The following is a 13,107-nucleotide window of genomic DNA, read 5'->3' on the forward strand; positions in this document are numbered from 1 at the left end:
TTCCAGCGTCGGCCGACTCTGCGGCACGGACCTACATGCTTACATCAGGAACTATAGCGCTTCACTACTCGATATGCACAGGAAGGGTCACCTGTGGCGTTTTGCGACGAAGCTCTGTCATCAACGCCGACATAGACCATTGGTGCCGAGAGCATCGGCAGAACCCGAGGATCGATTCGATGGCCGTGCCGGAGTCTTCCCGATCTGGCAGTGCAACAAACATTCGCTCGTTGGCGCGGATATTTCGACTTCCGCTGCTCTTCCGCCAATTGATCTGCCGTTCGGCCTGGGTCTCGCCCTCAGCCTGCTCAGAACTAGTTAGCGCGTCCCCCGGCCGGCGGTACCTCAGCGTTCGATAGGGCTTCGTCTCGATAACGGAGAACACGGTGTCACCGCAACCTCCGCACCGAGCCGTGAAGGAGGTAAACGCATCAAGCCTCTCCTTCGGCCCGGCATCAAGCGCGATCAACTGATCACGCAATTGATTGTTCTGGGCAGCTCTTTCGAGGTCAACGTTGGCGGATTCACTTCGTTCGTCGGTCATATCTCCCCTAAATTGAGGCCCTGCGCCTCGGCGATGGCTCGATCTTGTTGTCGAGCCTTGGTGTAGCGGACCAGCATGTCTGGTCGTGACCATCCTGCGACGGCCATCAGCCCTGATTCTGACCCGCCGGCGGCGAGCCACCGATGCGCCGCGGTGTGGCGCAGCAGGTGTGGGTGGAAGTGGTCGATACCGGCGCGCCGTGCACGGTCGACCAGCGTGTCGTACAGACCGGCGTAGCTCAATGTGTTCTTGCGCCCACCGAGCCACAGCGCGGACGAGGCAGCCAGCACATGGGTCCGGCGTTGCCGTAGGTAGCGGTCAAGCGCGAGAGCAGCCGTCGCGGAGAACGGGACCATGCGCCCGGTATGCGTCTTGGACTTGCGCACGATCAGGTAGGGCGGGCTCTCGCGCCACCGCACGTCATCGGCGGCGACCCCCAGCACTTCCCCGGCGCGCAGCCCGGTCTCGACCATGATCCGCAGCAGGGCCTCGTCGCGGATGTTGCAGAACTTCGCATCTTTGGCGATGCCGGTCCGCAGCGTGCAGGTGGCGAGCATGGCGCGGATCTGATCGTCGGTCAGCGGCTCGAGCACCTTCGTGTCCAGCTTGGGCCGCTGCACCCCGGAGAACGGGTCGAGCTCGATCTCGTTCTCAGCCAGCAACCACGCAGTCAGACTCTTGACGCCGGTCAGCCGAGACCGGGCGGTCGACGCCTCGCGGCCGTTCTCCATCAGGTCGGCAATGAACCCATCGAGCGACCGTCGCCGCATCGGCAGCGCGTCAGCACTCTCGCACCAGCGCAAGTACTGCTCGACGCTGCGCTGATAGACCGCGACGGTCTGCGCGGACTTCCTAGCTGCCCGTAGGGATACCACCCAGGAGTCGGCTAGTTGACGCACGTCATCGACCGTGAGGGCGGAATCGGAAGCGGCCACCAGCCCAGTCTAAGCGATTCCTTGACTACGTGCGCTGTGCTCGCCTACAGTCAGCGCCATAAGGCACAAAACGCCCGGAATGACGGGGCTAACGCAGGTTGGCCCTCAGTCCTTCTGGCCGAGGAACTTCTCGAAGCCCTTGGGCAGCTTCACGTCCTCGGCCGGCTCCTCAGCGCCCGCGCCGAACGCGTTGCCGAAGGACCGCTCGCGGGCGTCGGATGCCTTGGCCAGCGCGGCCTGCTCCTGCTGCGCGCGCTTGGCCGGGTTGCCGCTCTTGCCCTTCTTCTTGACCTGCTGCTTGCCGCGCTTGGCACCGCCGCCGCCCGGCATGCCACCCATTCCCGGCATCCCGGGCATACCCCCGCCGCGGCGCATCTGGCGCATCATCTTCTGCGCCTGGGTGAAGCGCTCCAGCAGCTGGTTGACCTCGGACACCGTCGTGCCCGAGCCGCCCGCGATGCGGGCGCGGCGTGAGCCGTTGATGGCCTTGGGGTGGGTGCGCTCGAACTTGGTCATCGACTGCACCATGGCCTCGACGCGGACGAACTCCCGCTCGTCGAGGCTGTTCAGCTGGTCGCGCATGCCCGACATGCCGGGCATCATCCCCATGAGCGCCTTGATGTTGCCCATCTTCTTGATGGCGTTCATCTGCTCCAGGAAGTCTTCGAAGGTGAAGTCCTCCTCGTCCATGAACTTGCGCGCCATCTCGGCGGACTGGCGCTGGTCGAACGCGCGCTCGGCCTGCTCGATGAGGGTGAGGACGTCGCCCATGTCCAGGATGCGCGAGGCCATCCGATCGGGGTGGAAGACCTCGATGTCCTTCACGCCCTCGCCCGTGGAGGAGTACATGATCGGGCGACCGGTGACCGAGGCGACCGACAGCGCCGCACCACCGCGGGCGTCGCCGTCGAGCTTGGACAGGACGACGCCGGTGAAGTCGACGCCCTGCTGGAACGCCAGGGCCGTCTCGATCGCGGCCTGACCGATCATCGCGTCGATGACGAAGAGGACCTCGTCGGGCTGGATGGCCTCGCGGATGTCGGCCGCCTGCTTCATCAGCGCCTCGTCCACCGCGAGGCGGCCGGCGGTGTCGACGATGACCACGTCGTACTGGCGCACCCGCGCCTGACCGACGCCGGCCTGCGCGACCCACACCGGGTCGCCGTACGACGTCGTGCCCTCCGCGCCTTGGGCGGCGCCGCCCTCGTTGCCGCGCTCGGGCGCGAAGCACGGCACCCCGGCGCGCTCCGCGACGACCTCGAGCTGGGTGACGGCGTTGGGGCGCTGCAGGTCGGCGGCGACCAGCACCGGGAAGTGGCCCTCGTCGCGCAGCCGGCGGGCGAGCTTGCCCGCGAACGTCGTCTTACCCGAGCCCTGCAGACCGGCGAGCATGATCACGGTCGGCGGTCGCTTGGCGAGCGTCAGCGGCCGGGTCTGGCCGCCGAGGATCTGGACCAGCTCCTCGTTGACGATCTTGACGACCTGCTGGCCCGGGTTCAGCGCCTTGCTGACCTCGGCGCCCAGGGCACGCTCGCGCACCCGCGAGGTGAAATGGCGCACCACCGTCGTCGCGACATCCGCATCGAGCAGCGCCATCCGGATGTCCCGGATGGTGGCGTTGATGTCGGATTCGCTGAGCCGCCCCTTGCCCTTGATGTTCTTGAAGGTGGCCGTCAACCGGTCCGAGAGAGTGTTGAACACGCCCTACAGTTTATGGGCCGTTCGCGGCGGGCCCGGCACGCCCGGCATCACCCGCGTCAGGACGTCGCGCCGTTGGAGTAGAAGGTGACGTCGCTCGGTCCCTGGAAGGTCGGCGTGACAGGTGCACCGACACCATCGATCACGTGGTCGATCGTCCCGGCCTTGTTGAGCGAGATGGTGACCATGTCGTGCATCGCCACGCCGGGCGTGTTCGGCACCTCGAGGCCGTTCGCGGCGTGCAGCGACGGGTTGACGTTGGTGTAGATGTAGCTGCCCAGACCATAGGCGGCGTGGGTCCGCACCGAGTTCGCCACCTTGTAGCCGGGGTAACCGGGCTCGCCGTGCTGGCTCCAGGCGGCCTGGTCCGGTGCGTCGTAGGGCAACTCGTTCTGGAAGAAGATGGTCTCGCCGCGTTCGCCGTTCCAGAGGACGTTGTACTTCTGGTAGTGCTCGGCGAAGAGCCCGGTGGCCGTGACGTCGTCGCCGTTCACGACCACCCCGTTGTCGGCGGTGTTCACCGTCCAGCCCACGTCGCCGGCGTTCTGCCCGTGGTCGGCGCGCCAGGACCAGATGTCGTCGAGGATCGTGTGGTCGCTGTTGACGACCAGCCCGTCGTCCACCCGCCCGACGTGGGCGCCGCCGATCCTGAAGAAGACGTCCTGCAGGGCCGTCGGGTCGGCCGCGCTGGAGCGGTGCGGGTTGCCGTGGCCCCGACCCGCGTGGTTGCTGCCCACCCGCAGCAGGGCCGGGGACTTCTTCGCCCCGGCGTCGAAGATGATGCCGGCGACGTCGATGCCCGGGACGTCGGCCGTGGTCATCGCGATATTGCCCGCGTCCGGCTCGATGGTGGCCAGTCCCAGGCCGAGCACCACGGTGTCGGCACGCTTGACGTCGATCGACCGGTTCGTCGCGTAGACCCCCGGGGTGAGCAGCAGGTTCCTGCCCTGCGCCAGTGCCGAGTTGATCTTCGCGATCGAGTCGCCGGGCTTCGCGACGTAGAAGCTGCTGAGCGGCAGGGAGCGGCCACGGGTCTGACCGCCCTGCCACGTGGTGCCCTTGGAGTTCTTCTGCGCTGCGGGGACGAACACGCGGTACGCGCCGTGATCGTCGACGTACAGGTACGGCTTCTCGCGGGAGACCGGGGTCGTGTCGAGGGTCGTGTACGGCGCCGCTGCCGAGCCGTCGGCGTTCGTCGTGCCGAAGCTCTGGGCCGGGGCACCGACGTCGCCGGAGAAGACCTGGTTCCAGACGCCGTTGCTCCAGCCGCCCATCGTGCTGTTGCGCACGTAGAACTGTTGCTGGCTGCCGTTGATCGGCGTGGCGCCTCCGAAGGACGTGTCGGCCACGAAACCACCGCTGGCGTAGGACGGCCCGGTGCAGTAGTCCATGAACGTCGTGTTTCCGGTGACGTCCATCCGGCGCATCGGCGCCGCCTGCGAGACGGCCCAGAACTCGGTGTTGGCGTAGCAGCCGCTGTTCCCGTTGCCGCCCGGCCCCGTGACGGCGATGTGCAGGTTGGACAGCGAGCGCCAGAAGTTGTCCAGCGCGGTGCCGTCGCTCTGGTTGTAGACGTCGACCGAACCGTTGATCGTTACGTCGTCGGGGTTCTGGCCGAGGCCCGCGACCTCGGTGTAGAAGCCGACCTGGACCCTCAGGGGGTCGGCGACGCTGCCGTAGGTGCCCGGCTTGAAGAGCAGCGCGTACCGCTGAGGGCCGAACTGGTTGGTGATCTGCTGGTTGGCGATCGCGTCGACCTTCGCCTGGATCTCGGCGGTCGACATGCTCGGGTCGAAGACGACGACGTTCGGGCCGAGGACGCTCGCGCTGATGGCGGGTCTGGCCGGGCCGGTGCGACCGGGCGCGGCGGCCGCGGTACCGACCGCGCCGGCGGTCGCCACCGCCGCCGAAGCGGCGATGGCGGCGGCACGGGTCAGGGAGTGTCGCAGGTTCCGACGGCGGGCAGCGGTCGACGTACGACCGAAGGCACTGGAAGTCACTTTGTTCCCCTATCTGGGCCTGGAATTCGGACTCTACATCCGTGATTTCGCCCGCGTGGGGATCTGAGCGCATCGCGATTCTCGAGGAGCTAGCGTGCGCGCCATGCTCCAGACGCCGGACGGGGGCGGTCGCCTCGAGCTCTTCGAATACCTGCACCCCGCCGCCATCGAGTCCGCGCCCACGGTGCCGAACGAGATCGGCATGCACCGCGTGGCGTTCTCGGTCGACGACATCGACGACGCCCTGCGGATCGTGGCCAAGCACGGCTACGGCCCGCTTCGGGGCGTCGCGACCTACGAGGACGTCTACAAGCTCGCCTACGTCCGCGGCCCCAGCGGCATCATCGTGATGCTGGCGCAGGAGCTGCAGCCCAGCTGAGCGCGCGGGAGTGGCGGGGTCAGCTGTCGCAGGCGTCGATCAGGGCGGCGATCACCTGCGCGACGGCCGGAGGCTCGACGGGACGGCCACCGGCAGCGGTGACGTAGAAGGTGTCCAGGCTCTGACCGGCGTACGTCGCGACGTGCGCCGAGCGCACGGCGAGCCCGCACTTGGCGAACGTCATACCGATGTCGCGCAGCAGCCCGGGCCGGTCGGTGGAGCGCACCTCGATCACCGTGGCGTCCGCCGAGCCGCCCGGGATAACCGTGGCGCGGGTCGTCGGGGCATCCGGGACCGGCGTACGACGGCGCCGCTCCAGTGCGCGCAGCGGGCCACGGTCGCCCGCGGCCAGCAGGCCGAGCCCGCGCGAGACGTCCTGCGGGTTGGGCAGATCGCCGCCAGGGCACTCCACCTCCCAACTGTTCACGGCGATTCCGTCCGCGGTGCGGACCCGTGCGGTCCGCACCACGACACCCGCTGCCGCCAGCAGGCTGACGGTGTCGGCGAACAGGCCCAACCGGTCACGGTCCGCGATCTGGATGGACGCACCCCGCGGGGTCGGCACGATGTGGACGTACGCGACACCCATGGCGACGTCGTCGACCGCGTCCGGGCCGAGCAGCGCTCTGGCGTCGGCGGGTTCGGCCGGCACGGTGTGGTGCTCGCCGAGCTGCGCACGGGTGTGCCGCACCAGGTCGGCGACCAGCTCCGCGCGCCAGGTGGTCCAGGCCTTGGGTCCCGCGGCGACGGCATCGGCCTGGGTGAGCACGGCCAGCTGGTCGAGGATGTCGCGGCGACCCTCGACGGCGTCGATGAGCGCACGGACCGTCGCCGGGTCCTGGGCGTCCCGGCGCGTCGCCAGGTCGACCAGCGTCAGGTGCTCGCGCACCAGCAGCTCGATCATGTCGACGTCGTCTCCGACGAAGCCCATCCGACGCGCGATGTTGGCCGCCACGGGAGCACCCTCCACCGCGTGGTCGTGCACGCCGGCGATCTTGCCGATGTCGTGCAGCAGCGCGACCACGAGGAGCAGGTCCGGTCGGTCGACCTCCGCCCGGGCCTGCGAGGCCTCCACCACGGTCTCGATCAGGTGCCGGTCGACGGTGTGGCGGTGCACGGCGTTGCGCTGCGGGCGGCTGCGTACAGCCCGCCATTCCGGCACCCACAAGGCGATCGCACCGGCAAGATCGAGGCTCTCCCAGACCTGGCGTAGACCAGGCCCGGCCGCCAGAAGATCGACGAACGCGTCCCGGATCTCCGGGGTCCACGGTCGGGTGGGCTCCACCAGGTCGCGCGTCAGGTTGGCCACCGTGGCGGGCGCGAGCGGCAGCCGCCGCCGTGCGGACGCCGCGGCGGCGCGCAGCAGCAGCAGCGAATCGCCTCTGGGCGACAGGCCCTGTCCCAGCACGACCTCACCGTCGTGTTCGTAGAGGCCGTATCCCAGGGGGTGGAGCACCGGCCGACGGGGACCCACCCGAAGGGTGCGGGCGCGCTGGCTCTGGGCGGCCCGTCGGAAGGTGCCGTCCAGGGCGAAGTTGATCGCCCTCGCGCACTCCACGACCTCGGTGAGCAGCGCGTCCTGGTCCAGGTGACCGAGCAGCGCCGCCACCCCGTCCTGGTCCTCGCGGCCGAGGCGGTCCCGGCCGCGGCCGGTGACCACGTGCAACGCGTCGCGCACGTCGAGCAGGCGCCCGTACGCGGCGTCCACGTCGCCGTGCGGCCGGTCCGCGAGCCATGCCGCTGTGAGGGACCGCAGGATGGTCATGTCCCGCAGCCCGCCGCGCGCCTCCTTCAGGTCCGGCTCGATCGCCGTGGTCAGGTCGCCGTTGCGCTGGTGGCGCGCCTCGAGGCTCTCGCGCAGCTCGGGCAGCCGCTTGCGGGCGTTGCCACGCCAGTCGTGCGCGATGCTGGTGCGGATCCCCGAGACGACCAGCGGGTCGCCGGCGATCCAGTTCAGGTCGAGCATCCCGACCGCGGCGGACAGGTCCGCCGACGCGACGCTGCGGCACTCCCCCAGGGTCCGCACGCTGTGGTCGAGGCGCACCCCGGCGTCCCACACCGGATACCAGATGCGGTCCGCGAGCGCCGTCACCTCGGCCGTGTCCATCGACCGACCGTCGTGCACCAGCACCAGGTCGTAGTCGCTCAACGGGCCGCCGTCCCCGCGGGCCAGGCTCCCGACGGCCGCGAGGGCCACCCCCTGATCGTGGGTGCCGCGCAACGGCGCGACCGCCTCGTCCCACAGGTCGCCGAGCCAGCTGCGTCCGTACGCCGCGAGGCGGGCACGCCGCTGCTCACCGGCTCCGGGCCGGGTGAAGTCGCGGGTGCCCGCGAGATCCAGTCGCTTGCCTGTGTGATCCACCGGGATCGTTCCCATGGTCGTCTCCCCTTCGTCGACGTACGGCGTTGCGCGGCAGACGTGTTCGCCCGTACGGACGGTGGCCGGCGTCCCGTCGACGGACGGGACGCCGGCCAATCTCGTGCGCGGTGCTGCTGCCGGGCGGAGGTCTAGAGCGCCGTGGCGCCCTTCTCCCCGGTACGCACCCGGACCACGTCCTCGACCGGCACGGTCCACACCTTGCCGTCACCGATCCGGCCGGTCTGCGCCGCCTTCACGATCACGTCGACGACGCTCCCGGCGTCCATGTCCTCCACGATGACCTCGACGCGCACCTTGGGCACGAAGTCGACGGTGTACTCGGCGCCGCGGTAGACCTCGCTGTGCCCGCGCTGGCGACCGTACCCGCTGGACTCGCTGACCGTCATTCCGGCGATGCCGTAGGCCTCCAGGGCCTCTTTGACCTCGTCCAGCTTGAACGGCTTGATGATGGCGGTGACCAGCTTCATGCCTTCACTTCCTCTTCGTCGTGGTGGCGGGCGTCATGCGGGACAGCGTGCGAGCCGACGCCCATCCGGCCGCTGAACAGGTTGCCCAGGTCGTAGCCGGTCTCGGCGTGCTCGGCGGAGTCGATGCCCGCGTCCTCGTCATCCTCGTGCAACCGGAAGCCCATGGTCTTCTCCAGGGCGAATCCGATGATGTAGGTGACCACGAAGGAGAAGATCATCACGCTGATCGCGGCGGCCGCCTGGACGCCCAGCTGCAGGAACCCTCCCCGTAGAAGAGACCCTCCTGCATCTTGATTCCGGCCAGACCGGTGGGGCTGTTGACGCTGGCGAGCAGGCCGATCAGCAGGGTGCCGACCAGACCACCGACCAGGTGCACGCCGACCACGTCGAGGCTGTCGTCGAAGCCGAGCTTGAACTTCAGACCGACCGCGAAGGCGCAGATCGAGCCGGCGGCGAGTCCCACGATCAGGGCGCCGACCGGGGTGACCGTGGCGCAGGCCGGGGTGATGGCCACCAGTCCGGCGACGACGCCGGAGGCGGCACCCAGGGAGGTCGGGTGCCCGTCGCGCACCTTCTCCACGATGAGCCAGCCGAGCATCGCCGTGCAGGTCGCGGCGAGCGTGTTGACCCAGACACCGGCGGCCTGCGTGCCGGCGCCGAGAGCGGACCCGGCGTTGAAACCGAACCAGCCGAACCACAGGATGCCCGCGCCGAGCATCACCAGGGTCAGGTTGTGCGGACGCATCGGGTCCTTGCCGAAGCCGATCCGCTTGCCGAGCACGAGTGCGAGGGCGAGGCCCGCCGCACCGGCATTGATGTGGATCGCGGTGCCACCGGCGAAGTCGTACGCGCCGTGCCCGTGCAGGAATCCACCGCCGTTCGCGATCCAGCCGCCGGTCTTGGCGGCGTACCCGCTGAAGGCGAAGACCCAGTGCGCTGCCGGGAAGTAGACGAGCGTGGCCCACAGGACGGTGAACACGGTCCAGGTGGTGAACTTCGCGCGGTCGGCGATGGCGCCGGAGATCAGGGCCACCGCGATGATCGCGAAGACCACCTGGAACGCCACGAATGCCGACCCGGGGATACCGCCGGCGGCGGGGTTGCCCCCGGACGCGGGGGTATATCCATAGATCGCGCTGAGGACGCCGTGCAGTCCGAACTCCTTGAAGGGATTGCCGAGCAAGCCCTTGTCGCCCAGGTCGGGTCCGAAGGCCTCGCTGTAGCCCCAGAGCACCCACACGGTGCCGACCGTGCCCATGCTGATGAAGCTCATCATCATCATGTTGAGGACGCTCTTGGTGCGGACCATGCCGCCGTAGAAGAACGCCAGTCCGGGGGTCATGAACAGCACGAGGGCGGCCGCGGCCAGCACCCACGCGGTGTTCCCGCTGTCGATGAACGGCTTATCGGCCGTCGCCAGTGATGAGAGGGTCGTCATGGGCCATCACTGTCCGGGAGCGGCGTTTCACCCGGACGCACAACGTGTTACGGGAGTGTTGCGACTCGGGGCGCGGTGTTAAAGAACCGTTGCGCGAGACAGCCGTCTCGATGCTCGAGACGAGACGTGGGCTGCGGGGTGGTGTCAGGGCGTGATGCCGCTCTGCTGCAGGACGGACGCGAACTCCGGGTTCGGGGAGTCGCCGCTGACCCGGCACTCGAACGCGAACGGGGTGACGTGTCGCGAGACCCGTTCGCAGCGCATCGTCAGGTAGTCGCCGGACACGATGTGCCGGTGCGAGGAGTTGGCGACCAGGGCGTAGTTCTGGTCGCCCATCGACGCCACGGTGTAGGTGGCGGTCTCCCGCCCCGTGTCGACGCGCACCTTCCGGGTGAAGTAGACCGTCCCGTGCGCGAGACGCCACTGGTGGTAGGCCGGGTCCGGCGGCCACAGCGGGCCCCAGCACGCGACGGCGATGATCGCGGTGACGACTGCCAGCGCGATGCCGGGGTGGCGGCGAAACGCACGCTGCACCGCCGTACGCCCGCCCGGCTGCGGCTTCCAGGCCCCGGTACGTCGCCGGTGCAGGATACGGGCCAGCAGCGCGCACCACGCGAGGCTCACCACGATCGAGATGGACAGCCCGATCAGGAACGACCATGCCCACGGGCCCGATGACGCGACACGAGCCGGTCCGAGCACGCCGCACACGCTAACCCAGGTCGGGGTGGGCAGCTCGACCATCACGATGCTGCGGCGGCTTGACCTTGACGCAGCGTCAGGGTTGCACAGTGCTCGCATGACCACGAGAACAGCGATCGAGATCGCGGGGCTGACCAAGTCCTACAACGACCATGACGTGCTCCGGGGCGTCGATCTGAGCGTCCCGGCAGGGACCGTCTTCGCCCTGCTCGGCTCCAATGGAGCAGGCAAGACGACCACCGTGCGGATCCTGTCGACGCTGCTCAAGGCTGACGAGGGTTCCGCCACCGTCAACGGGTACGACGTCCGCGCCGAGGCGGCCGACGTACGCCGATCCATCAGCCTCACAGGGCAGTTCGCTGCGGTGGACGAGATCCTGACCGGCCGGGAGAATCTCGTCCTGATCGCCCGGCTGCGCCGGATGAAGGACCCACGGGCCGTCGCCGACGACCTGTTGGAACGGTTCGGCCTCACCGACGCCGCCACTCGGCGCGTGTCGACCTACTCCGGTGGGATGCGCCGCCGCCTGGACATCGCGATGAGCCTCATCGGCGACCCGCAGGTGCTCTTCCTGGACGAGCCGACCACGGGCCTGGACCCGCAGGCGAGGCTCGACGTCTGGGCGATCGTGCGCGATCTCGCCGACCGGGGCACCACGGTGCTGCTCACCACCCAGTACCTCGACGAGGCCGAGCACCTCGCCGATCGGATCGCCATCCTGCACGAGGGCCGGATCATCGCGAACGGCACGCTCGCCCAGCTCAAGACGCTGCTTCCCCCGGCCCAGGTCGAATACGTCGAGAAGCAACCCACCCTCGAGGAGATCTTCCTGTCCATCGTCGGCGACCGGGACGACGCGTCCGTGAGGAGCCAGTCATGAACACGACTTCGTTCGCCAACACCGTTGCTTTGCTGGGCCGTTCGCTGCGTCACGTGCTGCGCAGCCCCGACACGGTCATCACCACCTCGATCACCCCGATCGCCATGCTGCTGCTCTTCGTCTACGTCTTCGGCGGGGTGATCCACACCGGCGGCAGCTATGTGGACTACCTCCTGCCGGGGATCCTGCTCATCACCATCGCGTCGGGCGTCGCGTACACCGCACTGCGGGTGTTCACCGACGTGTCGAGCGGCATCGCCGAACGGATCCAGTCGATGCCGGTGGGTCGATCCGCGATGCTCTGGGCGCATGTGCTCACCTCGCTGGTCGCCAACGCGATCTCGGTGGTGCTCGTGGTCCTGGTCGCGATCGCGATGGGTTTCCGCTCCGGCGCGGGCCTCGGCGCATGGCTCGCCGTCGTCGGCATCCTGGTGCTCTTCACGCTCGCGCTGACCTGGCTCGCGGTCATCCCCGGGCTCACGGCGAAGTCCATCGACGGCGCGAGCGCGTTCTCCTACCCGCTCGTCTTCCTGCCGTTCGTCAGCTCCGCGTTCGCGCCGACCTCGGGGATGCCCGGCCCGGTACGGTGGTTCGCCGAACATCAGCCGGTCACCTCGATCGTGAACACCATCCGTCACCTGTACGCCGAGCAGCCGGTCGGCCACGACGTCTGGATCGCGCTCGCCTGGTGCAGCGGGCTTCTGCTCCTCGCGGTCGTCCTGGCGACGCGCACCTACCGCAGCAGGCTCACCTGACCGGTCGGACGCACGGGAGGAGAAGGGTCATGCTGACGATCGGCGAGCTCGCGGCGTACGCCGGTGTGACGGTGCGGGCGGTGCGGCACCACCACGCGACGGGGCTGCTCGCCGAGCCCGAGCGGGACGCGTCCGGATACCGGCGCTACGACGCGGGCGCGGTGGTCGAGCTCATCAGGATCCGTACGCTCGCCGACGCCGGCGTGCCACTCGCGAGGGTGCGGGAGCTGCTCTTCGCGGACGACGAGGCGTTCGCGGCGGCGGTGGAGGATGTCAGCCGCCGCCTGCGGGCCGAGATCCGCGAGCGACAGCGCCACCTGCGACTGGTCGCCCAGCTCGCCGCCGGTGACAGCCTCGCGCTCCCGGCCGAGGCGGTCGCCTACCTCGAGAGACTGCACGAGCTGGGCTTCGCCGAGCGGTTCGTTGCCGGCGAGCGCGACGCCTGGATCCTCGTCGCCGCGCAACTGCCGGATCAGATGCCGTTCTACATGACGATGAAGAGCCAGCAGCTCGACGATCCGGCCACCCTCGAGCTCTACCGCGACATGGCGGCGACCATCGACTGGGACGCCACCGATCCTCGCCTCCCGGCGGTCGCGGACCACCTCGTCGCCGCGCTGGAGGGCTGGTACGACGCGTCCGACGGTGCGGAGAGCACCTCCGGCAGAGTGCCGCGTGATCTGGCGGCCCTGCTCGACTCCGTCTTCCTGGACGCGGTCCCCGCCGCGCGAACGCTGCTCGCGTTGCTACAGGCTCGCGGCTGGACCGGCTGGACGAATCTCGAACGCACGGCCACTACGTCACGCGTGACGTGAATCGGCCGAACGGGTTGAGCGGCTGGTTCTTGAGAGGCGAGGCCGACGCGGCGCCTTCTTCTGCCGGGCACCATTGCCTGCTCGCTGATGACCGTCACCTCCCTGACCTTCGGC

10 protein-coding genes and 2 pseudogenes are annotated in these 13,107 nt (G+C 69.1%); 4 read left to right on the top strand and 8 right to left on the bottom strand.

The genetic code is table 11. The annotated features are described in order from the left end of the window. Positions 1-64: 64 nt before the first annotated feature. From LVQ62_RS15545 to LVQ62_RS15560, 4 genes are all read right to left on the bottom strand, one after another. Positions 65-544, bottom strand: a complete 480-nt coding sequence (locus tag LVQ62_RS15545) for a hypothetical protein (protein WP_233762962.1) — start codon at positions 542-544, stop codon at positions 65-67. Continuing rightward, a complete protein-coding gene (locus tag LVQ62_RS15550) occupies positions 541-1,479 on the bottom strand; it encodes a tyrosine-type recombinase/integrase (protein ID WP_233762964.1) in 939 nt (312 codons plus the stop codon). Before LVQ62_RS15550 ends, LVQ62_RS15545 begins: the two co-directional genes overlap by 4 nt. A gap of 105 nt (positions 1,480-1,584) precedes the next feature. Next, positions 1,585-3,180, bottom strand: coding sequence for a signal recognition particle protein (gene ffh, locus LVQ62_RS15555; protein WP_233762966.1), 1,596 nt, complete (start codon positions 3,178-3,180; stop codon positions 1,585-1,587). A gap of 56 nt (positions 3,181-3,236) precedes the next feature. Continuing rightward, complete coding sequence (locus LVQ62_RS15560) at positions 3,237-5,177, bottom strand: glycoside hydrolase family 55 protein (protein ID WP_233762968.1); 1,941 nt, start codon at positions 5,175-5,177, stop codon at positions 3,237-3,239. A 100-nt stretch (positions 5,178-5,277) separates the two neighbouring features. Here LVQ62_RS15560 and LVQ62_RS15565 point away from each other — a divergent pair. Continuing rightward, positions 5,278-5,556, top strand: a pseudogene (locus LVQ62_RS15565) (VOC family protein); the annotation flags it as partial. Positions 5,557-5,575: 19 nt separating this feature from the next. Here the strand turns inward: LVQ62_RS15565 and LVQ62_RS15570 are convergent. From LVQ62_RS15570 to LVQ62_RS15585, 4 genes and pseudogenes are all read right to left on the bottom strand, one after another. Beyond that, the gene (locus LVQ62_RS15570) at positions 5,576-7,933 is read right to left on the bottom strand and encodes a [protein-PII] uridylyltransferase (protein ID WP_233762970.1); all 2,358 of its coding nucleotides are present in this window, start codon (positions 7,931-7,933) and stop codon (positions 5,576-5,578) included. A 131-nt stretch (positions 7,934-8,064) separates the two neighbouring features. Continuing rightward, a complete protein-coding gene (locus LVQ62_RS15575) occupies positions 8,065-8,403 on the bottom strand; it encodes a P-II family nitrogen regulator (RefSeq protein WP_179479744.1) in 339 nt (112 codons plus the stop codon). Further along, a pseudogene (locus tag LVQ62_RS15580) lies at positions 8,400-9,841 on the bottom strand (ammonium transporter). Before LVQ62_RS15580 ends, LVQ62_RS15575 begins: the two are co-directional and overlap by 4 nt. Before the next feature lie 144 nt (positions 9,842-9,985). Further along, positions 9,986-10,543 (bottom strand): hypothetical protein, encoded by a 558-nt coding sequence (locus tag LVQ62_RS15585; protein ID WP_233762975.1) that lies wholly within the window; start codon positions 10,541-10,543, stop codon positions 9,986-9,988. A gap of 97 nt (positions 10,544-10,640) precedes the next feature. On the opposite strand from LVQ62_RS15585, the gene LVQ62_RS15590 reads away from it, so the two are divergent. From LVQ62_RS15590 to LVQ62_RS15600, 3 genes are read left to right on the top strand one after another with little or no spacing between them, the layout of a single operon-like run. Beyond that, the gene (locus LVQ62_RS15590; protein WP_233762976.1) at positions 10,641-11,423 is read left to right on the top strand and encodes an ABC transporter ATP-binding protein; all 783 of its coding nucleotides are present in this window, start codon (positions 10,641-10,643) and stop codon (positions 11,421-11,423) included. After that, positions 11,420-12,178 (top strand): ABC transporter permease, encoded by a 759-nt coding sequence (locus LVQ62_RS15595; protein WP_233762978.1) that lies wholly within the window; start codon positions 11,420-11,422, stop codon positions 12,176-12,178. The genes LVQ62_RS15590 and LVQ62_RS15595 overlap by 4 nt, the downstream gene beginning before the upstream one ends. A gap of 29 nt (positions 12,179-12,207) precedes the next feature. Then, complete coding sequence (locus LVQ62_RS15600; RefSeq protein WP_233762980.1) at positions 12,208-12,993, top strand: MerR family transcriptional regulator; 786 nt, start codon at positions 12,208-12,210, stop codon at positions 12,991-12,993. The last annotated feature ends 114 nt before the right edge of the window (positions 12,994-13,107 follow it).

Origin of the sequence: Allobranchiibius sp. GilTou73, assembly GCF_021391335.1 — a bacterium.
Classification (GTDB): Bacteria; Actinomycetota; Actinomycetes; order Actinomycetales; family Dermatophilaceae; genus Allobranchiibius; species Allobranchiibius huperziae.

Coding starts and splice junctions, on each gene's coding strand:
- LVQ62_RS15545 (WP_233762962.1), bottom strand. CDS start 544: ATGACCGACGAACGAAGTGAATCCGCCAACGTTGACCTCGAAAGAGCT.
- LVQ62_RS15570 (WP_233762970.1), bottom strand. CDS start 7,933: ATGGGAACGATCCCGGTGGATCACACAGGCAAGCGACTGGATCTCGCG.
- LVQ62_RS15575 (WP_179479744.1), bottom strand. CDS start 8,403: ATGAAGCTGGTCACCGCCATCATCAAGCCGTTCAAGCTGGACGAGGTC.
- LVQ62_RS15590 (WP_233762976.1), top strand. CDS start 10,641: ATGACCACGAGAACAGCGATCGAGATCGCGGGGCTGACCAAGTCCTAC.
- LVQ62_RS15595 (WP_233762978.1), top strand. CDS start 11,420: ATGAACACGACTTCGTTCGCCAACACCGTTGCTTTGCTGGGCCGTTCG.
- LVQ62_RS15600 (WP_233762980.1), top strand. CDS start 12,208: ATGCTGACGATCGGCGAGCTCGCGGCGTACGCCGGTGTGACGGTGCGG.